This is a genomic window from Sphingomonas sp. GW821-FHT12D09, assembly GCF_058807215.1.
Genome location: NZ_JBXAQL010000004.1, coordinates 300,657 through 325,691 on the forward strand (window position 1 = coordinate 300,657; position 25,035 = coordinate 325,691).

Annotated in this window: 19 protein-coding genes; 9 read left to right on the forward strand and 10 right to left on the reverse strand. The window is 67.6% G+C overall.

The features are described from left to right. Window positions 1-124: 124 nt before the first annotated feature. The 5 genes from egtB to gluQRS all read right to left on the reverse strand — a co-directional run bounded on the left by egtB (window position 125) and on the right by gluQRS (window position 3,974). Complete coding sequence (gene egtB, locus AC1RPL_RS18675) at window positions 125-1,417, reverse strand: ergothioneine biosynthesis protein EgtB (RefSeq protein WP_493071481.1); 1,293 nt, start codon at window positions 1,415-1,417, stop codon at window positions 125-127. A 144-nt stretch (window positions 1,418-1,561) separates the two neighbouring features. Continuing rightward, a complete protein-coding gene (locus AC1RPL_RS18680; RefSeq protein ID WP_493071483.1) occupies window positions 1,562-2,107 on the reverse strand; it encodes a cob(I)yrinic acid a,c-diamide adenosyltransferase in 546 nt (181 codons plus the stop codon). 77 nt (window positions 2,108-2,184) lie between these two features. Further along, window positions 2,185-2,820: a LysE family translocator gene (locus AC1RPL_RS18685; protein ID WP_493071485.1), complete on the reverse strand. Its 636-nt coding sequence runs from the start codon at window positions 2,818-2,820 to the stop codon at window positions 2,185-2,187. Between the two features lie 52 nt (window positions 2,821-2,872). Further along, a complete protein-coding gene (locus AC1RPL_RS18690) occupies window positions 2,873-3,106 on the reverse strand; it encodes a twin transmembrane helix small protein (RefSeq protein WP_493071487.1) in 234 nt (77 codons plus the stop codon). A 10-nt stretch (window positions 3,107-3,116) separates the two neighbouring features. Continuing rightward, a complete protein-coding gene (gene gluQRS / locus AC1RPL_RS18695; RefSeq protein ID WP_493071488.1) occupies window positions 3,117-3,974 on the reverse strand; it encodes a tRNA glutamyl-Q(34) synthetase GluQRS in 858 nt (285 codons plus the stop codon). Between the two features lie 98 nt (window positions 3,975-4,072). Here gluQRS and AC1RPL_RS18700 point away from each other — a divergent pair, with 98 nt between their 5' ends. The 5 genes from AC1RPL_RS18700 to AC1RPL_RS18720 all read left to right on the forward strand — a co-directional run bounded on the left by AC1RPL_RS18700 (window position 4,073) and on the right by AC1RPL_RS18720 (window position 10,996). After that, window positions 4,073-4,639 (forward strand): HNH endonuclease, encoded by a 567-nt coding sequence (locus tag AC1RPL_RS18700; RefSeq protein WP_493071490.1) that lies wholly within the window; start codon window positions 4,073-4,075, stop codon window positions 4,637-4,639. Window positions 4,640-4,748: 109 nt separating this feature from the next. After that, complete coding sequence (locus AC1RPL_RS18705; protein WP_493071492.1) at window positions 4,749-6,335, forward strand: serine hydrolase; 1,587 nt, start codon at window positions 4,749-4,751, stop codon at window positions 6,333-6,335. Between the two features lie 72 nt (window positions 6,336-6,407). Beyond that, window positions 6,408-8,714, forward strand: coding sequence for a transglycosylase domain-containing protein (locus tag AC1RPL_RS18710; RefSeq protein ID WP_493071494.1), 2,307 nt, complete (start codon window positions 6,408-6,410; stop codon window positions 8,712-8,714). 202 nt (window positions 8,715-8,916) lie between these two features. Then, entirely contained in the window at window positions 8,917-9,918 is a 1,002-nt protein-coding gene (locus tag AC1RPL_RS18715) for a threonine aldolase family protein (RefSeq protein ID WP_493071496.1), read from the forward strand. Window positions 9,919-10,087: 169 nt separating this feature from the next. Continuing rightward, on the forward strand, window positions 10,088-10,996 hold the full coding sequence (locus tag AC1RPL_RS18720; protein WP_493071498.1) for a DMT family transporter: 909 nt from the start codon (window positions 10,088-10,090) through the stop codon (window positions 10,994-10,996). Here the strand turns inward: AC1RPL_RS18720 and AC1RPL_RS18725 are convergent. The 4 genes from AC1RPL_RS18725 to AC1RPL_RS18740 form a co-directional block, all read right to left on the reverse strand. After that, complete coding sequence (locus AC1RPL_RS18725; RefSeq protein ID WP_493071500.1) at window positions 10,906-11,718, reverse strand: Rossmann-fold NAD(P)-binding domain-containing protein; 813 nt, start codon at window positions 11,716-11,718, stop codon at window positions 10,906-10,908. The genes AC1RPL_RS18720 and AC1RPL_RS18725 overlap by 91 nt on opposite strands. Window positions 11,719-11,823: 105 nt before the next feature. Beyond that, window positions 11,824-13,461, reverse strand: a complete 1,638-nt coding sequence (locus AC1RPL_RS18730; RefSeq protein ID WP_493071502.1) for a M28 family peptidase — start codon at window positions 13,459-13,461, stop codon at window positions 11,824-11,826. Beyond that, window positions 13,458-15,029, reverse strand: coding sequence for a M20/M25/M40 family metallo-hydrolase (locus AC1RPL_RS18735; protein ID WP_493071504.1), 1,572 nt, complete (start codon window positions 15,027-15,029; stop codon window positions 13,458-13,460). Before AC1RPL_RS18735 ends, AC1RPL_RS18730 begins: the two co-directional genes overlap by 4 nt. A gap of 1 nt (window position 15,030) precedes the next feature. Next, entirely contained in the window at window positions 15,031-16,725 is a 1,695-nt protein-coding gene (locus AC1RPL_RS18740) for a M28 family metallopeptidase (protein WP_493071506.1), read from the reverse strand. Between the two features lie 118 nt (window positions 16,726-16,843). Here AC1RPL_RS18740 and pepN point away from each other — a divergent pair, with 118 nt between their 5' ends. The 3 genes from pepN (at window position 16,844) to AC1RPL_RS18755 (ending at window position 21,633) form a co-directional block, all read left to right on the forward strand. Next, entirely contained in the window at window positions 16,844-19,432 is a 2,589-nt protein-coding gene (gene pepN / locus AC1RPL_RS18745; RefSeq protein WP_493071508.1) for an aminopeptidase N, read from the forward strand. Window positions 19,433-19,610: 178 nt separating this feature from the next. Next, on the forward strand, window positions 19,611-20,096 hold the full coding sequence (locus tag AC1RPL_RS18750; protein WP_493071510.1) for a methylated-DNA--[protein]-cysteine S-methyltransferase: 486 nt from the start codon (window positions 19,611-19,613) through the stop codon (window positions 20,094-20,096). A gap of 34 nt (window positions 20,097-20,130) precedes the next feature. Next, window positions 20,131-21,633: an ABC1 kinase family protein gene (locus tag AC1RPL_RS18755; RefSeq protein WP_493071512.1), complete on the forward strand. Its 1,503-nt coding sequence runs from the start codon at window positions 20,131-20,133 to the stop codon at window positions 21,631-21,633. A 96-nt stretch (window positions 21,634-21,729) separates the two neighbouring features. On the opposite strand, the gene AC1RPL_RS18760 is transcribed toward AC1RPL_RS18755, so the two are convergent. Beyond that, window positions 21,730-23,352, reverse strand: a complete 1,623-nt coding sequence (locus AC1RPL_RS18760) for an alkaline phosphatase D family protein (protein ID WP_493071514.1) — start codon at window positions 23,350-23,352, stop codon at window positions 21,730-21,732. A gap of 162 nt (window positions 23,353-23,514) precedes the next feature. On the opposite strand from AC1RPL_RS18760, the gene AC1RPL_RS18765 reads away from it, so the two are divergent. Then, a partial coding sequence (locus tag AC1RPL_RS18765) for an ArnT family glycosyltransferase (RefSeq protein ID WP_493071516.1) occupies window positions 23,515-25,035 on the forward strand: 1,521 nt, incomplete at its 3' end.

Genomic DNA, 25,035 nt, shown 5'->3' on the forward strand with positions numbered 1-25,035 from the left:
GGCCTTTCTCAAAGTTACGCCATCCCGGCGAAAGCCGGGACCCAGAGCACCAAACGCCAGGCCTCGTGACTCCTGGGCCCCGGCTTCGCCGGGGTGACGGAGAAAAGGCGGCGCGGTGCCCGCATCAAATATCTTTCGCCAAGCGGACGCCGGTGAACTGCCAGCGCTGATGGGGATAGAAGAAGTTGCGGTAGCTGGCCCGGCTGTGCCCCCGGGGCGTGGCGCAGGACGAGCCGCGCAGCACGAACTGGCCGCTCATGAACTTGCCATTATACTCGCCGACCGCGCCCTCGGCCGACTTGAAGCCGGGATATGGGCGGAAGGCGCTGCCGGTCCATTCCCAGACATCGCCGAAGAAGGCGGGCCCTTCCGCCGAAGGGCGTGGCTCGACGGGGCCCGCGGCGTCGAGCTGGTTGCCGCCATTCGGATCATGCGCCGAGGCGGCCGCTTCCCATTCGAACTCGGTGGGCAGGCGGGCGCCAGCCCAGCTGGCATAGGCGTCGGCCTCGAAGAAGCTGACATGGGTGACCGGCGCGGCGGGATCGATCGGGCGGCGGCCGTCGAGCCCGAAGCGGGTCCATGTTCCCCGCTCCTGGCGCCAGTAGAGCGGCGCTTCGATGCCTTCCGCCTTCACCCAGGCCCAGCCGTCGGACAGCCAGTGGCGCGGATCTTGGTAGCCGCCATCGGCGATGAAGGCCGCCCATTCGCCGTTGGTGACGGTGCGATCGGCCAGGGCATGCGGGGTGAGCAAGGCCTGGTGGCCGGGGCCTTCGCAGTCGAAGAAGAAGCCGTCATTCAACCGATCGGTTGAGCGATTCATTGAATCCCTTGACACGCCCACGTGCACGAGGCCCGCCTGCCCCTCCATCCAGCCGATCGGGCCGGGCATCGCCACGGGGACCTTGGGAGGGCCCTGCCACACCGCCGGCTCGAGCGGGTTGACCGAGAAATGGTGGAGGATGTCGGTGAGCAGCAATTCCTGATGCTGCTCCTCATGATTGCACCCCAGCAGGACAAGCGCCTGCGCCGCCTCCGGCAGATCGGGCAGCGCATCGACCAAGGCGGCATCGACATGCGCGCGATAGGCGAGGATCTCGGCCAGGCTGGGCCGCGAGAGCATGCCGCGGCGCGGGCGCGCATGGCGCTGCCCCTCGGCCTCGTAATAGCTGTTGAACAGGAACGGCCAGCGCTCGTCGTGAAGCGCATAGCCCGGGACATGGTCGCGCAGCACGAAGGTTTCGAAGAACCAGGTCGTGTGGGCGAGGTGCCATTTGGCCGGCGAGGCATCGTCCATCGACTGGATCGTGGCGTCGGCATCGGAGAGCGGGCGGATCAGCGCTTCGCTGAGTGCGCGTACGCCGGAGAAACGCGCCTCTAGCGCGCTGGAAGCCGGAGCGGATCCCGTTTCCGTTCTCATTATGTTCTCCTAGAGGCGTGCGCCATCGCCGTCAACCGGAGAGATATAGGTGTCCGAATTGCCCCCGGTAGGCGTTAAACGTCGCGCGAATGGCTTTTGTTCAGCACGATCGGGAATAAGCGTGCGAAAGCAGCGGCTTCGCGCTCATCGCGAGGCGCCGGGAACCCAGAGCACGTCGCCCGCCTCATTCTGGTTCACCGCGCGGGCGGCGACGAAGAGCAGATCGGACAGGCGGTTGAGATAGGCGAGCGGCTGCGGGCTGACCCCGGCGGCGACGGCAGTGCGCTCGGCCCGGCGCGTGACGGCGCGGGCGAGGTGCAGCTCGGCCGCGCCGGGGGCACCGGCGGGCAGGACGAAGCTGGTCAGCGGCTCGAGCGCGGAGTTGATATGGTCGATGCGCTCCTCGAGCCAGGCGACCTGGGCCGGGGTGATGCGCAGCGCGCCTTCGATCCCCGCGGGCGTAGCGAGATCGGCGCCGAGGTCGAACAGGTCGTTCTGGATATGCGCGAGCATGCCGCCGAACGCGTGATGGCCGAGCCGGGCACGGGCGACGCCGAGCGCGCAATTGGCTTCGTCGACATCGCCGATCGCGGCCATGCGCAGGCTTGCCTTGGATACGCGCGAGCCGTCGACAAGACCGGTGGTGCCATCGTCGCCGGTGCGGGTGTAGATCTTGTTGAGCTTGACCATGATGCGGGCGCTTTACGCCTGTGGGGGAAGCGGATCAAATTCCTCCCCGGGCAAAGCTCGGGGAGGAATGCATGGAGTCAGGCATGCTTGGAGCGGAGCAGCAGCAGCCCGAAGCCGATGAAGACCGTGCCAGTGACGCGGTTGAACCATTTCTTCAGCGCGGGCCGCTCGAGATGGCGGGCGAGGCCGCGGCCGCCGAGTGCATAGACTGCGTACCAGAAGCACTCGATCACTGCGAAGGTGAGCACCAGGATGGCGAATTGGGGCGGCTTGGGGGCGGCGGCGCTGACGAACTGGGGGAAGAAGGCGGCGGCGAAGAGCAGCGCCTTGGGGTTGGAGATGCTGATCGCGTAGCCGCCGCGAAAGAGCTGGGCCGGGGTAAGGCGCTTGTCGGCGAGCGCGGTGTCGTCGGTCATGTCGAGCGGGGTCGGGTCGGCGCGCCAGGCCTTGATGCCGAGCCAGATCAGATAGGCGGTGCCGGCCCAGCGCAGCACTTCGAACGCGCCGGGAATGGCGAGGAGCAAGGCGGTGAGGCCGGCCGCCGATGCCGCGAGGATCGTCACCAGCCCGGCGAGGCACCCGGCCATCGCCAGCACGGTACGGCGCAGGCCAAAATCGACGCTGCGCGAGAGGATGTGGAGCATGTTGGGGCCGGGCGTTCCCGAGAGCAGGAACACGGCCAGGACGAACAGCCACCAGGTCTGGAGAGTCATCGCGGGACCCGTCGATAGTCTTGGGAGGAAAGGGGCGCCTGGCCCCGGCGCGTCAGCTCTTGGCCGACAGCATCATCAGGATGAGCGCGATGATGCCGATCGCGATCGCCTGGAACAGGATGCGCTGCTGCATCAGCTTTTGCGACTTGAGCGCGCGCGGGCTGGGGCCGTCGCCTTGATGCTCCATATCCTGGCTGGTGGTGCCCGCCATGTTCACCAGCCCCTTGATGAGGATGAACAGGGTCGCGAGCATCGCGGCGACGAGCAGGATGGCAAGGAAGATCATGGCGCTCAGCTTAGTCCCGCGCGGCGGCGATGCCAACCGGCAGTTGTCCTGCACGCAACTGGTCGGCGAGGGCGCGGCCGTCGGTGCCGGCAAGCCGCATCGCCTCGAGGCTGGGCGCGCCGTGGCGCTTGGCGAGCCGCTGGCCGTCGGAGCCGAGCAGCAGGGGGTGGTGGCGATATTCGGGCGTGGGCAGGCCGAGCAGCGCTTGCAGCAGCCGGTGGACATGCGTGGCGGCGAACAGGTCGACGCCGCGGACGATGTCGGTGATGCCCTGGGCGGCATCGTCCAGGGTGACGGCCAGGTGGTAGCTGGCGGGCGCGTCCTTGCGGGCGAGGACGACGTCGCCTGCCGAGCGGGGGTCGGCCTGGATCCAGCCGGCAAAGGCGTCGTGCCACCATAAATCCCTCTCCCCTTGTGGGAGAGGGAGATTTAAGGCTCTCTCCATGTCCAGCCGCCAGCAATGCGGCCTGGTGAGGTCCGGCGCTTCCAGCCCGCGGCAGGTGCCGGGATACACCGCGCCCTCGGGCCCATGCGGGGCGGAGGCGCTGGCGGCGATGTCGGCGCGGGTGCAGAAACAGGGATAGAGCAGGCCTTCGCCACGCAGGCGATCCAGCGCGCCCTCGTACAAGGCGAGACGCTGCGACTGGAAGGTCACCTCACCGTCCCATTCCAGCCCGAGCCATTCGAGGTCGCGCAGGATCGCCGCGACATGCTCGGGGCGCGAGCGGGTCCCGTCGATATCCTCGATGCGTAGCGTGAAGGCTCCGCCACGGTCGCGCGCGAAGTCGTGCGCCTGGGTCGCCGACCAGGCATGCCCCAGGTGCAGGCGGCCGGTGGGGCTCGGGGCGAAACGGGTGTGGATAACCATCAAAGCGGCCCTTGACCGCGAGTCGCGGGATATGGTGTCATCACCCGGTCACGCTTCTCGGCGAGATGCGTGCCATCGACTTTGGGCGAGGGAGGCGCATGTATCATCCCGATCTGATCCGACATCCGGACGGCTGCCCTGCCCTTGTGCTCAACGCCGACTATACGCCGCTCAGCTATTATCCGCTGAGCGTGTGGCCCTGGCAGACGGCGGTCAAGGCGCTGTTCCTCGATAGGGTGGACGTGGTCTCCTATTACGAGCGCGAGGTGCGAAGTCCCAGCGCGAGGCTGAAGCTTCCTTCGGTCATCGCGCTCAAGCAATATGTCAGACCTTCGCAATTCCCCGCCTTCACGCGCTTCAACCTGTTCCTTCGCGACAAATTCTCCTGCCAATATTGCGGGACCCAGCGCGACCTCACCTTCGACCATGTCATTCCCCGCGCCCAGGGCGGACGCACGACCTGGGAGAATGTCGCGACGGCATGTGCGCCGTGCAACCTCAAAAAGGGCGGGCGCACGCCCCTGCAGGCCGCGATGCCGCTCCACATCCAGCCGATCCGGCCGACCAGCTGGCACTTGCAGGAGCATGGCAAGCGCTTCCCGCCCAACTACCTCCATGAGACGTGGCGTGACTGGCTCTACTGGGACGTGGAGTTGCTGGCCTGAGCCCCAAGCGACACGGCAAAGAAACCCTGGGCCCCGGCTTTCGCCGGGGTGACGGCAGGGGGGATGGGCGCTAGCATTCCGCGAACGACGTCTTGCGGGGGATATTAGGATGAGCGGATTCCAGACGACGCGGCGGCAGGCCATTGCGCTATCGCTGGGGAGCACGGCGGCGCTGGCGATCCCGCGCTGGGCATATGCCGCCGAACTCGACGAAGCCGCGATCGATGCAATCGTCCAGCCCTTCCTCGCCGCGTTCGAGACGCCGGGCGTCGCGGTGGCGATCGTGCGCCCGGGGATGCCGGCGTTCGTGAAGGGATACGGCGTGCGCACGCTCGGCAGGCCCGCGCCGGTGGACGCGCACACCCGCTTCGGCATCGCGTCGCACTCCAAGGCGTTCACCGCCGCCGCGCTGGCGCTGCTCGTCGATGACGGCAAGCTCGGCTGGGAAGACCCGGTCGTGAAACACATCCCCGAATTCCGCATGTCCGATCCCGCGGTCACCCAGATGATGACGGTGCGCGACCTGCTGGTGCACCGCTCCGGACTTCCGCTCGGTGCCGGGGACCTGATGTTCTTCCCGGCCGGCACGCATGTCGCCGCCGACGTGCTCAAGGCGCTGCCCTATCTTAAGCCGGCGCGCGGGTTCCGGGCGGGCTATGATTACGACAATATCCTCTACATCGTCGCCGGCATCCTGATCGAGCGCGCCTCGGGCATCCCCTGGGACAAGTTCGTCGAGACCCGGCTGTTCGTGCCGCTCGGCATGGGCGACGCCGTGGGCGCGCGGCGCTCGCTCAGGACCGACAATGTCGCCGGGCGGCATGCCCGGCTGGGCCCGCCGGTGCGCGGAGTCGGCAAGCTCGAAGTGGTGCAGCCCGACGAAGGCGACATGGTCGATGCCGCGGGCGGGATCAACGCGAGCGTGACCGACATGGCCAAGTGGCTGCAGGTGCAGCTGGCGCAGGGCAAGCTGCCCGACGGCAAGCAGCTCTGGTCGAAGGAACAGGCCCGCGAGATGTGGAAGCCGCAGACGATCACCGCGTCGAGCGACGGGCCCACCGCCGACAATCCGTCGCGGCCGATCCTCCAGGCCTATGCGCTGGGCTGGTTCGTCCAGGATTATCGCGGACTAAGGATGATCCAGCACAGCGGCGGCCTGTCGGGCCAGGTGACGTATAGTGGATTGCTGCCGTCGCGCGGGATCGGCGTGTCGGTGTTCAGCAATGTCGAGGAGCCGGTCTCCTCGGCGATCCGCAACGCGATCCTCGACCGCCTGATCGACGCGCCGGCGTTCGACTGGGTCTCGGCCTATCGCACCCGGATGAAGGCGGGGGCGGACGAGGCGCTGGCCAGCGTCGAGGGCGGGGTGGACAAGGCGCCGGCGGGCGCACCGTCGCTGCCGCTTGCCGCCTATGCCGGGCGCTACCGCGATCCCTGGTATGGCGACGTCGTGGTCAGCACCAAAAGCGGCAAATTGTGGATCGACTTCACCCCGACCCCGGTTTTCAAGAGCGTGCTCGAGCCCTGGGGGCCGGACGCCTTCCGCACCCGCTTCGCCAAGGATGCGGGCGAGGACGCAGTGGTCAGCTTCGTCGTGAAGGACGGCAAGGTTACGGCCATGACGATGAAGCCGCTCTCGCCACTGGCCGATTTCAGCTATGATTATCAGCACCTTGCCTTCGTGCCGGTGCCGTAATCAACTGTATTATTGAAGTAATACAGATGCTGCGCTAATAGGGTGCCATGCACGCGGCGGATTCGACCATAGATGGCTGACGGCGACGATCCGAAGAACGTGCGCTTCCCGCTGCGGCGGTCGGGCGACGATTTCGAGCCGACGCCCATAGCGGCGCCGAAGCCCGAGCCGCGTGCCTGGCGCCCGCCTTCGGTGGAGAAACTCGGCGAAGGGCTGGGCGAGGCGCTCAAGCGGCTCAAGCCCGAGAAGCAGGCGCCGCTCGAGCTTTCGGGGGGCCTGCCGCCGCCCGAGGCCGCATCGATCCGCCCGCGCTGGCGCGCGACGCCACCCCCCCCTCCCCCGCCGCCGATCCAGCCCGGTTATCCCGAACCGCTGCCGGCAGGCGGCTACACCAGCAACTTGCCGGTGGTGCTCAAGAAGCGGAGCTGGCTGCGCTATGCGAGCTGGGTCATCGCAGGGTTCATCCTGCTGTTCTTCATCGCGGTCGCCTGGCTGGCGCTGACCGCACCGCTCTCCAAGTCGCTGCAGCCGCCGGCACCGCCGTCGATCACCTTGCTCTCCGCCGAGGGCAAGCCGATCGCGCGGCGCGGTGCGGTGATCGCCGAGCCGGTCGATGCGTCCAAGCTGCCCGAGCATGTCCGCAACGCGTTCGTCGGCATCGAGGACCGGCGCTTCTACAGCCATTGGGGCGTCGATCCGCGCGGGATCATGCGCGCGTTCGTGCACAATGTTTCGAGCAGCGGGGGATCGCAGGGCGGCAGCACGATCACCCAGCAGCTCGCCAAGAACGCCTTCCTCAATTCGCAGCGGACCTTTGGGCGCAAGGCGCAGGAAGTGCTGATCGCCTTCTGGCTGGAGGCCTGGCTGAGCAAGGACGAGATCCTCTCGCGCTATCTCTCCAACGTCTATTTCGGCGACAATGTGTATGGGTTGCGCGCAGCGGCGCGGCATTATTTCAGCACCGAGCCCGAGAATCTGAACCTGAGCCAGGCGACCCTGCTCGCCGGGCTGGTGCAGGCGCCGAGCCGGCTGGCGCCGACGGGCAACCTCAAGGGCGCGCGCGAGCGGCAGAAGCTGGTGATCAGCGCGATGGTCGATGCCGGGCTGATCAGCAAGGCGCGCGGCGACTCGATCCGCCCGGCGGTGCTTCATGTCAGCAAGTCCGAGGACAACCTGCCCAACGGCACCTATTTCGCCGACTGGGTGCTGCCCCAGGCGCGCGACCAGGCTGGCGGCGTGAGCACCGAGCAGACCGTGCAGACCACGCTGGAGCTCAATGCGCAGCAGGCGGCCGAGCGCGCGGTGCGCAGCGCTGGGCTGCGCAAGTCGCAGATTGCGATCGTGGCGATGCACTATGACGGCACCGTGATCGCGATGGTCGGCGGCAAGAATTACGCCGAGAGCCCGTTCAACCGCGCCACCCAGGCGCGGCGCCAGCCGGGATCGACCTTCAAGCTGTTCGTCTACCTGGCGGCGCTGCGCGGCGGGATGACGCCGGACACGATCGTCGAAGACAGCCCCGTGCAGATCGGCGACTGGAAGCCGGAGAATTCGCATGGCAACTATGCCGGCAGGATCACGCTGCGCCAGGCCTTCGCCAAATCGTCCAACGTCGTCGCGGCGCGGCTGACGCAGAAAATGGGCGTGCGCGAAGTGACGCGGGCGGCACGCGACCTGGGCATCTCGACGCCGATCGGGGACGACGCCTCGATCGCGCTGGGCACCTCCACGGTGTCGCTGCTCGAGCTGACCGCCGCCTATGCCTCGGTCGCCAATGGTTCCTATCCGGTGCGTCCGCAGGGGCTGAGCGACGACGAGGCGGCGAGCGACTGGTTGGCCAAAAGGTTGGGCGCGCCGTCGCGCTTCAATGGCGCGCAGCTCGACGATCTGCGGAGCCTGCTGGCGACGGTGGTGGAGGACGGCACCGGGCGCAGCGCGATGCTGCCGATCGCGACCTATGGCAAGACCGGCACGACGCAGGACAATCGCGACGCGCTGTTCATTGGATATGCTGGGGGCATCGTCTGCGGCGTGTGGCTGGGCAATGACGACAACTCGCCCAATCCGGGCCTGTCGGGCAGCGGCTTGCCGGCGCGGGTATGGCGCGACTTCATGACGCGCGCGCTCGACCTCAAGATCCCGCCGCCCGAGCCGACGGTAGAGCCCGACGGCAATGACGTGACGCTCGACGATGTGCTGAACGGCGTGGGCGACTTCATCCAAGGCACGGGGATCGAGACGCAGGTGGTGCCGGACGGCGTCGATCCCGACGAGCAGGGCGAGGCCCCGGTCGAGGACCGCCGTCGCCGGCGCGAGCAGGCGCCGGACGGGCCGCCGGACCGGTTCCGGCCCGATGATCGGCGGGGCGAGGAGCGGTAATCCCACAATTCCTCCCCGAGCTTGGCTCGGGGAGGGGGACCATTTGCGCAGCAAATGGTGGAGGGGCCGGCGCGACCGCGCCGGTGCCCGGCGCACCCCTCCACCACCGCCTTCGGCGGCGGTCCCCCTCCCCCAGGCAAGCTGGGGGAGGAATTTAAGGTGACATGTTGACGCCGCCAGCGCCCCCCAGCATGGACCAGCCATGCGCTTCTTCTCCGACAACGCCGCCGCCGTCTGCCCCGAAGTGCTTGCCGCACTGGGGAGCGTGAACCAGCTCGACACCGCCTATGACGGCGATCGCTGGTCCAAGTCGCTCGACGGGGCGTTTTCGGATCTGTTCGGCACGCTAGTCCGCGCGCTGTGGGTGCCGACCGGCACTGCGGCGAACAGCCTGGCGCTGGCGGCGCTCTGCCCGCCCTATGGCGGGGTGGTCTGCCACCGCGACGCGCACATCAATGTCGACGAATGCGGCGCGCCCGAATTCTACACGCACGGTGCCAAGCTGCTGGTCGGCGAAGGCGAAGGATCGAAGCTTACCCCGGACGCAATCCGTGCGGTGATCGATCCGATTCGCCCGGACGTCCACCAGGTCCAGCCGCATGCGATCTCGATCACCAACGCAACCGAATATGGCCTGGCCTATACGCCCGACGAAGTGGCGGCGATCGGGGCGCTGGCCCGCGAACGCAAGCTCGGGCTGCACATGGACGGGGCGCGCTTCGCCAATGCGGTGGCGCATCTGGGCTGCCATCCGGGCGACGTGACGTGGCGGGCGGGCGTGGATGCGCTGAGCTTCGGCTTCGTCAAGAATGGCGGGATGAGCGCCGAGGCCCTGGTTTTCTTCAAACCCGAGCTGGCGGACGCGACGCTCTATCGCCGCAAGCGCGCGGGGCTGCTGTTTTCCAAGGGGCGCTATCTGGCGGCGCAGATCCTGGCGCTGCTCGAAGGGGATCTTTGGCTGAAGAACGGGCGCGCGGCCAATGCGGGTGCGGCGCTGCTGGCGCAGGCGGCGGGAGATCGGCTGGTGCATGCCGTCGAGGCGAACGAGGTGTTCCTGCAGGTGAGCGCCGAGGAGGCCGCGTCGCTGCGGGCGCTGGGCTTCGACTTCTACGACTGGGCCGTCGGTGAAGCGCGGCTGGTGATCTCCTGGGACCAGAGCGAGGATGCGATCAAGCCGCTCGCGGACGCGATCGCCGGGTTGTGAGGGTGGGCTATTCTAATTCCTCCCCGGAACGGGGAGGGGGACCATTCGCGCCAGCGAATGGTGGAGAGGGGGCCCGTTCCCCTCAAGGGATTCCGCTGATCGAGTGGGGGCTCCCTCCACCACGCCGCTTCGCGTCGCGGCCCCCCTCCCCGTTCCGGGGAGGAATTAGATGAACTCCCCCCGCTCCGCCCGCCTCACCGTCCTGATCCCGTTCGCGATCATCACCTTGATCTGGGGATCGACCTGGATCGTGATCCGCGACCAGCTTTCGGTGGTGCCGCCGAGCTGGTCGGTGACGTACCGCTTCACCGTTGCCGGGGTGACGATGCTCGCCTGGGCGCTGCTGCGCGGGGACGGCCTGAAGCTCGACATGCGGGGCATGCGCTTCGCGGTGCTGCTGGGGCTCGCGCAGTTCGTGTTCAACTTCAACTTCGTCTACCGCGCCGAGCAGCACATCACCTCGGGCGTAGTGGCGGTGGTCTATGCGCTGCTGCTGGTGCCCAATGCCGTGCTGGCGCGGATCTTCCTGGGGCAGAAGATGGGACGGCAGCTGCTGGTCGGCTCCGGGATCGCGATGGCAGGCGTGGCTTTGCTGTTCGTGCATGAGGCACGGTTGAGCCCGGTGGGGCCGCATGCGGCGCTGCTCGGCATCGGCATCGCGATGCTCGGGGTGATGAGCGCGTCGATCGCCAACGTCATGCAGGCGACGCAGACCGCCAAGGCCTATCCGATGGCGACCATGCTCGGCTGGGCGATGCTGACCGGGGCGGCGATCGACGCGGTCTTCGCGCTCGCCACGGTCGGACCGCCGATGTTCGATCCGCGGCCGAGCTATGGGCTGGGCATCCTCTATCTCGGCGTGCTGGGATCGGCGGTGTCGTTCAGCCTGTATTTCCAGCTGATCCGCACGATCGGGCCGGCCAAGGCAGCCTACACCAGCGTGCTGATCCCGGTGATCGCGATGCTCTTCTCGACATTGTTCGAAGGCTATCGCTGGTCGGTGCTGGCAGGCGGCGGCGCGGTGCTGGTGGTCGCGGGGCTGGTGGTGGCGCTCAAGGCGCGCAGGCCCAACCGGTAATCGGGGTAAAGCGGGCGCCAGCCCAGCACCCGCTTGGCCTTGGCGTTCGCGATGCGGCGGTTCTCGGCATAGAAGGCGCGGGCCTGGGGAGTGAGGTTCGCCTGGTCGAGCGGGACCAAAGGCGGGACCGGCAGGCCGAGCAGCGCACAGCCATAGGCGATGACGTCGCTCTGCGGCGCAGGCGCGTCATCGGCGAGGTTATAGGCACCGGGTGGGCCGTCAAAGCCCGCGATGATGCCTTCCACGATATCGTCGACATGGACGCGGCTGAAGACCTGGCCGGGGATGTCGATGCGGGTTGTGGTGCCGCCGCGGATGCGGTCGAGCGCGGAACGGCCGGGGCCGTAGATGCCGGGCAGGCGGAAGACATGCGCATTCGGCAGCGCGAGCCATCGGGCATCCGCCTCGCTGCGGGCGGTGCGGCGGCCGGTGCCGGTGGGGGCGGTCTCATCGACCCAGGCGCCTTGGGTGTCGCCATAGACACCGGTCGAGGAGAGATAGCCGATCCACGCGCCGGAACTGGCGATCTCGCTCTGGTAGGCGGCGAGCACGGGGTCTTCGTCGCCCGGCGGGACGGTGGAGAGGATATGGGTGGCGTGGGCGATGTCCTGCGCGCGGTTGGCGAAGGTGTCGCGGGTAACGCTGGTCATGTCCGCCTGGCCGGCAAGGCGCGCGATCAGGCGAGAGGCGGTGTAGCCGGCGCCGAAGATCAGGAGGCGCACGTCACAACTCCTAAGTCGTCATCCCGGCGAAAGCCGGGACCCAGAGCCAAAAGCGCACGCAGAGAAACCCCGGGCCCCGGCTTTCGCAGGGGTGACGACAGGAGGTCACTGCGCCCCATATCCCCCGAACTGCACGCCGAAGAAGTCACCCTTGTTCCAGCGCGGGCGATCGGCGCCGTCGGTGAGCGCGCGGGCGACGGCATAGTTGACGCGCATATATTTGGCGGCCGAATCCCAGTTGAACGGCAGGTCGATCTGGTCCGAAGGCTTGTGGTAATTCTCCGCCAGGAACTTGCGCTGCGCCACCGCGCCCTCGCCGCCCGGGCCCGTATCGAGCGACACGGCCGGGATGCCCGACTTGACGAAGCTGTAGTGATCCGAGCGGACGAAGAACATCTCCTCGGGCGCGGGATCGGGGACGACGCCCAGCCCCTCGGTGGCAGCTGCCGCGGCGATCACGGGCCCGAGGCTCGAGCGCTCGCCGCCCAGCGCGACGAGATCGACCACCGGATAGGTGAGGATCGGCATGTCCATGTTGACGTCGGCGACGAGCTTGTCCTTGGGCACCGGCGGATAATGCGCGAAGAAATCGGAGCCGATCAGCCCCTTCTCCTCCGCCGCGAGTGCCACGAACAGCATCGAGCGCTTCGGCTTCTCGCCCGAGGCAATGAACTTGCGCGCGACCTCGAGCATCGTCGAGACGCCGATCGCATTGTCCATCGCGCCGTTATAGATGCGGTCGCCGTTCACCGGATCGCCGATGCCGACATGATCGAGATGCGCGGAGAGGACGACATATTCGTCCCTGAGACCGGGATCGGAGCCGGGGATCAGCCCGACCACGTTGCGCGTCGCCTGGATGACGATCTTGGTCTTGCTGGCTAGCTTGAGCGTGCCGAGCAGCGCGCCCGTCGGCACCTTGGTCGCCTTGCGCTGGGCGCCGAGCACGTCGGCCCATTTGATCCGGGAGCCCTGGAACAGCTTCTCCGCGCCGGCCGGGCCGATATAGCCGACCGGCGGCGCACCTGCGGCGGTGGCGAAGGCCGTGCCGTCGGGCCGCGCCCAGCCGCTGCGCTCATAATCATAGAAGCTGGCGAAGGTCTCGAACGGGAATTGCTCGCGCTGCGCCAGCGACTCGAGGACGATCACCGCGACCGCGCCCTTGTTCTGGGCGATCAGCGCCTTCTGGTCGTCATCGCCGAAATGCGCCTCGACCGCGTTGGGCAGGCCCTTCGGCACGCCCGCCAGCACCGCGACGATCTTGCCACGCACGTCGAGCCCCTTGAAATCGTCGCGCTTCCCCTCGGGATAGACGATCCCGTAGCCGGCGAAGACGATCCCGCCTTCGGCCTTGAAATCAGGGGTGGCGGGGGCTGGCGTGTTCACGAAATCGATGCCGAACTGGAGCGGGATCTCCGCCGATCCGCGCAACAGGCTCCATTTGGCCTTCTCGGCGGGCTTGTAGCCGATCAGCTTGAAGGGCTGGAACCAGCTTCCCTCCGCGCCCGGCTGCAGGCCGATCGCGAGCATCTGCGCGGCGACATATTCGGCCGCCACGTCATAGTCGCGCGTCCCCGCCTCACGCCCGCGCAGGGCATCGGAGGCGAGGAACTGGACATGGCTTTTCAGCGCTGCCTGCTCGGGAGTGAGCGCCGCGGGCGCCGGAGCCGGAGAGGTTTGAGCCTGGGCCAGCGGCGCCGCGAACAGGGCCGCGGCGGCGAGCAGGAAGCGCTGGAGGATCACTTCGCCATCGGCCCCTTGTAGAGCGTGCCGAAGAAGTCGCCCTTGTTCCACACCGGCTTGTCATCGGCATCTGCGATGGCGCGGGCGATCGCATAATTGAGGGCGACGAAGCGCAGCCCCTGCTTCCAGTCGATCAGTTCCACCTGGTCCGAAGGCTGGTGGTAATGCTTGTCGAGGAACTCCTTGGTCGCCGCGGCACCGGGGCCGCCCGGCCCGAGATCGAGCGACACCGCGGGGATGCCTGCCTTGACGAAGCTGTAATGATCCGAGCGGACGAACGAAGCTTCCTCGGGCGTGGGATCGGGGACGAGCTTGACGCCCTGCGCCGCCGCCGCTGCCTCGACCAGCTTGCCGACGGTGCTGCGATCCGCGCCATAGGCGACGAGATCGACGAAGTCATAGGTCAGGATCGGCATGTCGAGATTGACGTCGGCGATGATCGATCCCTTGGGCACCGTCGGATTGGCAGCGAAATATTCGGAGCCGACCAGGCCCTGCTCCTCCGCCGTCACCGCGACGAACAGCATCGAGCGGCGCGGCGCCTTGCCCGAGGCCTGGAAGCGCCCGGCGACTTCGAGCATCGAGGCGGTGCCGACGGCATTGTCCATCGCGCCATTGTAGATGGTGTCGCCCTTCGCATCGGGCGTGCCCACGCCGACATGATCGAGATGGGCGGAGATCACGACATATTCGCCCGCCTTGTCGGTGCCCGGCAGCATGCCGACGACATTGTTGGCGGTGAGCGTGCGGACTTCGGTGTTGGAGGTACCGGTGGCGGTCACGCCGAGTGCGCCCGTCGGCAGCTTCTTGTCCGCCTTGTCTGCGGCAAGAACCGCGTCCCATTTGATCTTCGAGCCGGCGAACAGCTTGGCCGCGCCATCGAACCCGACATAGGCGAAGGCCGGTGCGGCGGCGCCTTCGGGCGAGCCCTGCCAGCTCATCGCGCCGCTCTTCCAGCGGGGGGCGGTCTGGCCGAACGAATAGAGCGCGTGGCGGGCATTGCCCTCGATCAGGATCACCCCGATCGCGCCGTGTGCCGCCGCGGTGCGCGACTGCTCGACCGGCGTGCTTAGATGCGCGCGGATATCGCTGGGCTGGTCATGCGGCGAATCGCGCAGCACCGCGACGATCGCACCCTTGGCATTCAGCCCCTTATATTCGACCTCGCTGCCATAGCCGGCAAAGACCACCGGCGCCGACAGGCTGAGCTTGGGGTTGGAGGGGACGGAGCGGGTGAGATAGTCCTTGCCCCATTCCATCACCGTCTCGACCGAACCGCGCTTGAGGACGAGGCTGCCATGATCGGCGGGATTATAGGCGACCAAAGGCACCGGCTGGAGCCAGCTGCCGTTGACGCCGGCGGGCTTGAGGCCGGCGGCGAGCATCTGGGCTGCGACATATTGCTCGGCGATCGTCAGCTCGGGGCTGCCGGTGTCGCGGCCCTTCATTGCATCGGACGCGAGGAACTGGACATGCGCCTTGAGCGCGGCATCCTGGCTGAGGTCCTGGGCGAAGGCGGGCGTTGCCGCGAACAGCGCGGTCGCGGCGAGTAGGAGTGCGCGCTTCATCTTACTTGGCTCCCGGGCCGTTATAGGTGACCCCGAAGAAATCGCCCTTGTTCCACACCGGACGCTGGTCGCCATCCGCGATCTCACGGGCGATCCGGTAGTTCACGTCGACGAAACGCACGCCCGATTCCCAATCGATCGCCGGCAGCTGGCCGACTTCGTCCGAGGGCTGGTGATAATGGTTCTTCATGAAGTCATCGATTGCCGCGCGACCGGGGCCGCCCGCACCGGGCCAGAGGAAGACCGAGGGCACGCCCTTGCGGACGAAGTTGTAATGGTCGGAACGGACGAAGATGTTCTCGCCGGGCAGCGGATCATCCGACAGCGGCACGCCGATCGCCTTGCCGGCGCGCTCGACGATGGGCCCCAGTGTCGAATGGCTGGCGCCGTACACCACCACGTCCTGGAACTTGTAGGTGATGATCGGCATGTCGAGATTGACGTCGGCGACGATGTTCTCCGCCGGCACGGTCGGGTGGTTGGCGAAATAGTCCGAGCCGATCAGGCCCTTCTCCTCGGCGGTGACCGCGAGGAACAGGATCGAGCGGCGGGGCTTGGTGCCCACCGTCTTGAAGCGCTTGGCCTCCTCGATCAGCGAAGCGATGCCGACCGCGTCGTCGAGCGCGCCGTTGTTGATCGTGTCGCCGGTCTTGTCCGGACGGCCGACGCCGATGTGATCGAGATGCCCGGAGAGGACGACGACTTCCTTGGACAGCGTCGGATCGCTGCCGGGGATCAGGCCGGCGACATTGTAGCTCTGGACGGGCGTGAGCGCGGTCTTGGCGGCGACGGTGACGGTGACCGGCAGTACTTCTGCCTTGAACACCGCGTCGGGCACATTGGCGGCGGCCTGCACCGCTTCCCATTTCTGCTTGGCGCCCGCGAACAGCTTGGCGGCACCGATCATGCTGATCGTGCCGGCCGAGGGTGTGCCTGGCGCTGCGATATGGCCGGTGCCGTCCGGATTGGCCCAGGTGAAGCGCGGACGCGTCACCGCGCCGGCATAGAAGCTGAAGGGGCGCGAAACGGCGGTGCGCGGCGATTCGAGCGTGATCGTGGCGACCGCACCGTGCTTGGCCGCGATCTCCGACTTTGCGGCGGGATTGGAGAAATGCGCGGCGACTTCGCCGGGGAAGCTCTCGGGCGCGCCGCCGAAATAGGCGACGATCTTACCCTTCACATTGACGCCCTTGTAGTCGTCTCGCCCCTGGCCGACGATGCCATAGCCGACGAACACCACCGGCGCGGTGACGGTGTAGTTCGGTGTCTCGGGATTGGCCGAGGAGACGAAGTCGGTGCCGAATTCGAGCGCGACCGGGGCGGTTCCCTTGCGCGCCAGCGACATCGTTCCCTGGCCATCGAGCTTGGCGCTGATCAGCGGCACGCTCTGGAGATAGCCGCCGTCATCGCCGGCCGGCTTCAGACCCGCGGCATAGAATTGCGCCGCGACATATTGCGCGGCGATGTTGAATTCGGGGCTGCCGGCCTCGCGGCCCTTCATTGCGTCCGACGCCAGGAACATCACATGGCTCTTGAGCGCGGCCTGGTCGGCGGGCAGCTCGGCGTTGACGATCGCATTGCGCTCGGCGGCGCTGGGCGTCGGGGCCGGCGCGGGAGCCGAAGCCGGTGCGGTCTGGGCATAGGCAGGCATTGCCAGCATCAGCGCAAGGGCGAGCGGCGTCGTGGTGCGAAACATGGGGGAAACCTCTTGGGGGAATTCGGGTTGTCGCTTGGGTAGCACGGCTTGGCGCAGGCGCAAGCTGGCAGATTTTCGAGGTGGCGAGCGGCGTGCTTGCCCTTATATCCGAGGTATCATGGTAGACGCACGCACCGCTCCGCAGACTCCCCACATCACCCGCCGCGAGGATTATCGCGCGCCCGACTGGATGGTGCCGGAGATCGCGCTCGACTTCGAGCTGGATCCGACAGCGACGCGGGTTCGCGCCGTGCTGAAGGTCGAGCGCAATGGCGCGCATGACCGGCCGCTGGTGCTGGACGGCGACGGGCTGGCCGCGGAATCGGTCAGGGTCGATGGCACCGAGGCGCAGGGCTGGCGGATGGACGGGCCCAATCTCGTCATCCCGCTCAGCGGCGACGCGCACGAGATCGAAACGGTCGTGACGATCGCGCCCGAGCGCAACACGCAGCTCCAGGGGCTCTATGCTTCGTCCGGCATGCTGTGCACCCAGTGCGAGGCCGAGGGCTTCCGCCGCATCACCTTCTTCCCCGACCGGCCCGACGTGCTCTCCCGGTACAAGGTGCGCATGGCCGGCGACAAGGCGCGCTTCCCGGTGCTGCTCGCCAATGGCGATCCGATCGCGCAGGGCGAGGGCGAGAACGGCACGCACTGGGCCGAGTGGCATGATCCCTTCCCCAAGCCGAGCTATCTGTTCGCGCTGGTCGCCGGCGACCTGGTCGCCAACAAGGGCGTCTTCACCACGATGAGCGGGCGCAGCGTCGAGCTGGGCATCTGGGTGCGCGAAGGCGATTTGCCCAAGACCGATCACGCGCTGCACGCGCTCAAGCTTTCCATGGCCTGGGACGAGAGCGTCTATGGCCGCGAGTACGATCTCGACGTGTTCAACATCGTCGCGGTGGACGATTTCAATTTCGGCGCGATGGAGAACAAGGGGCTGAACGTCTTCAACAGCCGCTACATCCTCGCCGACCCCGATACCGCCACCGATTACGACTATGACGCGATCGCCGCGGTGGTGGCGCATGAGTATTTCCACAACTGGTCTGGCAACCGCGTTACGTGCCGCGACTGGTTCCAGCTGAGCCTGAAGGAAGGCTTCACCGTCTTCCGCGACCAGAGCTTCTCGGGCGACCAGGGCAGCAAGGCAGTCAAGCGGATCGAGGATGTGCGCGGGCTTCGGGCCAGCCAGTTCCCCGAGGATTCGGGGCCCCTCGCGCATCCGGTACGCCCGGACGAATATATCGAGATCTCGAACTTCTACACGGCGACCATCTACAACAAGGGCGCCGAAGTGATCCGGATGATGTCGACCATCCTGGGGCCGCAGAAATTCCGCGCGGCGACCGATCTCTATTTCGACCGGTTCGACGGCACCGCCGCCACCTGCGAGGATTTCGTCCAGTGCATGGAGGAAGCCGGCGGGGTGGACCTGCAGCAATTCCGCCGCTGGTACAGCCAGGCGGGCACGCCGCGCGTCTCGGCCAATTTGACCCAGGAAGGCGGCCGTGCGCGGCTGAAGCTCGCGCAGAGCGTGCCGCCGACACCTGGCCAGCCGGTCAAAGAACCGATGGTGCTGCCGCTCAAGATCAAGCTGTTCGGCGGCTTCACCGGGCGGCCGATGTGCGAGGAGCAGCTGGTGCTGCTCAAGGACGCGGCGCAGGAGATCGTGTTCGAGAATTTGTCCGAAACGCCGGTGCTGTCGGTCAACCGCGGCTTCTCCGCGCCGGTGATCGTCGAGACCAACCGGACCGCCAAGGACCTCGCCTTCCTCTCCGCGCACGATGACGATCCCTTTGCCCGTTACGAGGCGATGCAGCAGCTGATGCTCGATACGCTGGTCGCCGCAGTGGCGAGCGGCAAGGGCGATCATGACGCGCTGATCGAAGCGGTGCGGGGTACGCTGACCGACGGCGCGCTCGACCAGGCGTTCATCGCCGAAGCGGTGCTGCTCCCTTCGGACAGCTTTGTCGGCGACCAGATGGCGGTGGTCGACCCCGACGCGATCTTCGCGGCGCGCGAAGCGCTGCGCGCGGACCTGGGCCAGGCGCTCGATGCCGAATGGCGCGCGGCGTATGACGGGGCGCAGGCCAATCGCTTCGAATATTCGCCGGCGGCCAAGGGCGCGCGGCGGGTGAAGACGGTGGCGCTCGGCTATATCGCGGCGAGCGGCGCGGCGGACGCGCCGGAATTGGCGTTTGGCCAGTTCGAGGCGGCGGACAACATGACCGATCGCCAGGGCGCGCTGACCACGCTCGTCAACGGCAGCTCGGACAAGCGCGAGGCGGCGCTGTCGGCCTTCTACCAGCGCTATGCCGGCAATGCGCTGGTGCTCGACAAATGGTTCCAGACCCAGGCGCTGTCGTCGCGCGACGATGCGGCCCAGGCGGTCGAGGCGCTGGCGACGCACAAGGACTTCACGCTCGCCAATCCGAACCGCGCACGGGCGCTGATCGGGGCGTTCAGCGTCAACCAGCGCGCGTTCCATGACGTTTCGGGCCGCGGCTATCGCTTCGTCGCCGACCAGCTGATCGCGCTCGACCGGCTCAATCCGCAGACCGCGGCCAAGCTGGTGCCGCCGCTCGGCCGGTGGAAGCGCTTCGACGCGGCCCGCGCGGCCAAGATGCGCGCCGAGCTGGAGCGGATCGTCGCGACGCCGGGGTTGAGCAAGGACATGTTCGAGCAGGCGTCGAAGTCGCTGGACTAAGAAGTCGACGAACCAATATCGTCATCCCCGCGAAGGCGGGGATCCAGAGTCGCAAGGGACATCGCTCTGTTACCCTGGATCCCCGCCTTCGCGGGGATGACGGATTGGCTTTGATGGCAAGCTGCGGGAAGCGATCAACGGCGGCGTGCCCTATATCGCCAGGGCAAGGAGAAACCCGATGACCCTGTCGACCAAGACCATCGCCTCGCCCGTCGGCGACCTCACGCTCGTTGCGAGCGACACCGGGCTCGTCGCGATCCTGTGGGAGAAGGACCGGCCCGACCGCGTGAAGCTGGGCGATGTCGCCGAGGATGAGGGCCACCCGGTGCTGGCGGCGGCCGAGGCGCAGCTGGGCGAGTATTTCGCCGGCAGCCGCACCCGTTTCGAGCTGCCGCTCGATTTCCGCGGGACCGATTTCCAGAAAAGCGTGTGGGCGGAATTGCTCGCCATCCCGTTCGGCGAAACGCGCTCGTACGGCGAGATCGCGATGAAGCTCGGCCGGCCCAGGGCCTCGCGCGCGGTGGGTGCCGCCAATGGCCGCAATCCGATCTCGATCGTCGCGCCGTGCCACCGGGTGATCGGATCAACCGGCAAGCTGACCGGCTTTGCCGGCGGGCTGGCGGCGAAGGACTATCTGCTCTCGCTGGAGCGGCGCGCCGGCTGAGGGAGCGTTCGCGCCGGGCCCGCGTTGGCCCGGCATGATCAAGCTCATTGCCGCCACTGCCCGCGACCAGCACCGCGTGCGCGAGATCGCCGCGGTCGCCGGGCGCTTCGGGCTGGGGGTTTTGCTCGCCCGGCTCGGCTTCGCGGGCGATAGCCAGGAGCCCGATTCCGGCGTGCCGCTGCCCCGCCGCACACGGCTGGCGCTGGAGGCGCTGGGACCGAGCTTCGTCAAGATCGGCCAGATCCTGGCGACGCGCGGCGACCTGCTGCCGCCAGAATGGATCGCCGAGCTCGAGCAGCTGCACAGCGACGCGCCCACCCTCGACTTCGAGACGATCCGCGCGGCGGTGGAGGAAGCGCTGGGCGAGCCGCCTGAAACTGCGTTCGCGCGCTTCGATCCCGTGCCGCTCGCGGCCGCATCGATGGCGCAGGTCCACCGCGCGCAGTTGAAGGACGGGCGCGAAGTGGTGCTCAAGGTCCGCCGGCCGGGCATCCGCAAGGCAATGGAAGCCGACATGCGGCTGATCGCCGAACTCGCCGCTTTGGTCGAGCGAAGCAGCGCCGAGGCACGGCGCTTCGAGCCGGTCGCGCTCGCCCGGCAATTGCGACATGCGATGCTGGAGGAACTCGACTTCACGCAGGAAGGCCGCAACGCCGACCGGATCCGCGCGGACCTGGCCGGCAATGCCGGCGCGGTGGTACCCGAAATCCATTGGGACTGGACCAGCGAGACGCTGCTGGTGATGGACTATATCGAAGGCGTGAAGCCGCTTTCGCCCGAGGCACTCACTGCGCAGGGCATCGACCCGCAGGCGATCGCCGAGCTGGGCGCCGACCTCGTCATCGAGATGGTGCTGGTCCATGGCCGCTTCCACGGCGACCCGCACCCGGGCAATCTCCTGTGCCTGCCCGGCAACCGGCTGGCGCTGCTCGACCTGGGCTCGATCGGCCATGTCGGGCCGGGGCGGCGCGAGGAGTTCCTGGGCTTCGTGATGTCGCTCGCCTCGGGCAATCCCCGCGCGCTGGCGGACACGCTGGCGCTCTGGTCCGAAGGGCACGGCGTGCCGCGCCGGACAATCGATCGCGCCGCCGAGCAGATCGTCCAGCGCCACGGCGGCGGACGGATCGTGATGGCCGAGATGGTCCCCGACTTCCTGCGGCTGCTGCGCGAGGAAGGGCTGGTGATGCCGCCCGACCTGCTGCTGGTGTTCAAGGCATTCGTGACGATGGACGGCGTGCTCGGACGGATCGCGCCGGGCTTCGACCTATCGGGCGCGATCCGGCGGGCGCAGCTGCGGCTGGTCGCCGAGCGCTTCGCTCCGTGGCGGCTGGCGGCGAGCGGCGGGATGCTCGCCTGGACGCTTGCAGGGATCGGCGACGATGCGCCGCGGCTGGTGCGCGCGGCGATCCGGCGGATCGAGGCGGAGCCGCCGAACGACGCCGCGACCGCCGGCGCGATCCGGGCGGCGGGCGGCTGGATCGCTGGCGCACTGCTGGGCGGAGCGGCGATTTTGGCAATAACACTGGCACTAACCTAGAAGCCGTCATCCCCGCGAAGGCGGGAATCCAGGGTGGCAGAGCGACGCCCTTCGTGACTCTGGATCCCCGCCTTCGCGGGGATGACGAAAATGAGCTTAGGCCATCACATTCCTACCACGGTTCACCACCGCCGTGTGGCCCACACTGGCCTTGAGCGTGCGCTGGGTGATCGTGTCTACGAACACCCAGTCGTTGCGCGCCTTTTCGGGCGTGAGCGTCAGCGCCATGTACCCGCGGCGGCTGGTGTCGCACCATTTCAGCTCGGGATTGGCAGCGACCAGGCCGGCGGCGACGATCTTGGGATCGACGCCCACCGAGCCTTCATAGCCCGGCGAGGTGACGCTGTGGCCGGCGAACTCGACGCCGGCGGGCTTGCCGTCCTGGCCCAGATCGAACGCCCAGGCATTGTGGCTGTCGCCGCAAATGACGAGCAGGTTCGCGCCCGCCGCCTGTGCGGACTTGAGGAAGCGCGCACGCGCCGCGGGGAAGCCGCCCCAATTGTCGAAGTCCGATGGCAGGCCGAGCTTGCTGGCGATCACGCCATTGCGGATACGATCGCGGACGGCACCCGCCGCGGCGCCGGGCTTGAGCCAGTCGGCCGCCTGTTCGGGCATGCGCTGCTTTCCCATGATCGTGCCGAAGCCGACCACCTGCCACTTCTGTCCCGAGCGCACCGACTTCTTCAGGGCATGGCCGAGCCAGGCCTCCTGCTCGGTGCCGAGCATGGTGCGCGCCGGATCCTGGAGCGCGCCGTCGCGGAAATCGATCAACGCCTTTTGCGCATCGGCCGAGCGGAACAGGGGCCCGAGTTCCGGTTCATCGCTGCGATAGAGCAGCCGGCTCTCGGTGCGGAACAGCGTGGCGAGGCCGCCGATATCGTAGCTGCCCCAGGGTGTTTCGGACACCGGCATCCATTCCTTGAAGGCCTGGAGCGCGGCGGCCTTGCGGTCGTTCCAGTCGGCTTCGCCCGGCTGGTTGTTCTGCGCGCTCATCTCGCGGCTGTTATTGGCGCTTTCATGATCGTCCATCTGGACGAGCATCGGCTTGACCCGGTGCAGCTCCTGCAGGTCGGGATCGGCACGATAGCTGGCATAGCGCAGGCGGTAATCGGCGAGATGGATCATCTCGGTCGCCGGCTCGGGCCAGCGGCCATCGACCGCGCCGCCGGCGGGCGCGTAGCCGCCCTTGGCATATTCATAGAGATAGTCGCCGAGATGGACCCACAGGTCGATGTCGCCACGCGCGGCGGCGTGGCCATAGGCGTTGAAATAGCCATAGGGCATGTTGGTGCAGGAGAAGATCCCGATCCCGAACCTGGCCGTGTTACCGACCGGCAGCGTCTTGGTGCGGCCGACCGGCGAGACGCTGCCATCGGGTGCCACGAAGCGGTAGAAATAACGGGTGCCGGGGGTGAGCCCCTCGACCGTGATCTTGGCGGTGTGATCGCGCCACGGGCCGGTGATCTGCTCGCCGCCCGAGACGACCTTCGCGAAATCCTCGGTCTTGGATATCTCGGCCTTGAGCTTCACCGGGCCGCCATCGGTGGGAACGTAGCGCGTCCACAGCAGCATCGTGTCCGGACCCGGCTCACCGCTCGCCACCGAATGGGTGAAGCCGCTCGCCAGCGCCTGCGCCAGCGCGAATCCGGGAATGGCCAACGCGCCCAGGCCCAGCGTGCCGGTGAGGAGGAGCGAGCGACGATCGATGCGCAGTGTCATTTGAAGCGTTCCCAAGCTATTTCGCCGCAAGCCTTGCCGGGTGCGCGTGTCGAGTTCGTGACAGCGCACGCGGACGAGGCTAAGCACGCCGCCAGTCGCACGCAACAAGGCCCAATCGAACCCGATGCCGCACCACCTTCCGCCCGGGGCTTTGCGCTCCTGATGGCAAGCAAGTCCGAAGTGCTGGGGAGCCGGACGACTCGCCTGACCGATCTGAGCGCCGCGATTGCGACATTGCCGCGCTGGTCGATCCTGCTGTTCGCCGCCATCGCGGTGCGCGCGCTGACATTCGGCAACCCCGTCGTCCATGTCGATGAGGAGTTCTACTTCGTCACGGCGCAGCAGATGCTGCACGGCGCGGTGCCCTTCGTCGATGTGTGGGACAGGAAGCCCGTCGGGCTGTTCCTGATCTATCTGCTGCCCGCCGCCTTCGGCGTGCCGGCGGGGATCTGGATCTATCAGGCGATGGCGCTGGCCGCGGTGGTGGGCACCGCGGTGCTGATCCTGCGCCTGGCCGAAAAGGCCGGCTGGGGACGCGGCGGGCTGGTCGCTGCGTTGCTCTACATCTTCATGCTCAACTTCGGCGACGGCCAGGGCGGCCAGGCGCCGGTATTCTACAACCTGCTGATGGCCTGGGCAGTGCTGCTCGTCGTGCCGAGTCCCGAGGACCGCAGCGACGACCACCGCCGCGTCCAGCGCGCCATGTTTGCGATGCTGATCGTCGGCGTGGCGATGCAGGTCAAATATTCGGTGGTGTTCGAGGCGATGTTCCTCGGCCTGTGGCTGATGTGGCGCGAGATCCGGCTCGGCACCAGCACCGTGCACGTGATCCGCCGCACCTGCCTGTGGGCCTCCGCCGTGTGGCTGCCGACCTTCATCGCCTGGGCGATGTTCATCCTGCTCGGGCATGGCGATGCCTGGTTCTACGCCAATTTCGGCTCGATCGTCGACCGGCTGAGCGATCCGCCGCTGGTGCTGCTGCGCGCCTTCCTGAAGGTGGCGTTGATCCTGGCCGTGCCGCTGATCGTCTCGGGCCTGTCGCGTCACGTGCCGGTCAATGACCGCAGCGAGCATCCCGTGCGGGCGCTTTTCTTCGGCTGGCTGATCGCATCGGTGATCGGGCTGCTCGTGTTCGGCAGCTGGTTCAACCACTATGCGCTGCCGGTGATGCTGCCTTCCAGCCTGTGCTGCGCCGGCTATCTGGGCAGCACCGCGTTCGGCCGGAAATGGCTGGGCCCGGCGATGCTGCTCGCGGCATGCGGGGGCGGCGAATATACCGCTTGGAGCGCCAAGTGGCACCGCGGCAATGCCGACCAGCTCGACGCGCTGGCCGACGGCATCGGCCATGGCAGCGGCTGCATGTACGTCTATTCGGGCAACGCGATCCTCTACAGCTATACCGGCCGCTGCGCGCTGACGCCGTGGATCTTCCCGAGCCATTTGTCGCGCGAGCGCGAGAATGGCGCGCTGGGCGTGGACCAGCTCGAGGAGATCGACCGCATCTTCGATCGGAAGCCGGAGATCGTGGTGATGCGCCCGACCTATTTCGGCGAGCGCATGGACTCGCACCGGCTGGCGGTGAAGCGGATGGAGGAGATGGGCTATCGCCTGCGCGGCCGCTGGCCGCTCGGCGACCTGCTGATCTCGGTCTACGAGCTGCCGGCGGCCCGCAATGGCGCGCCG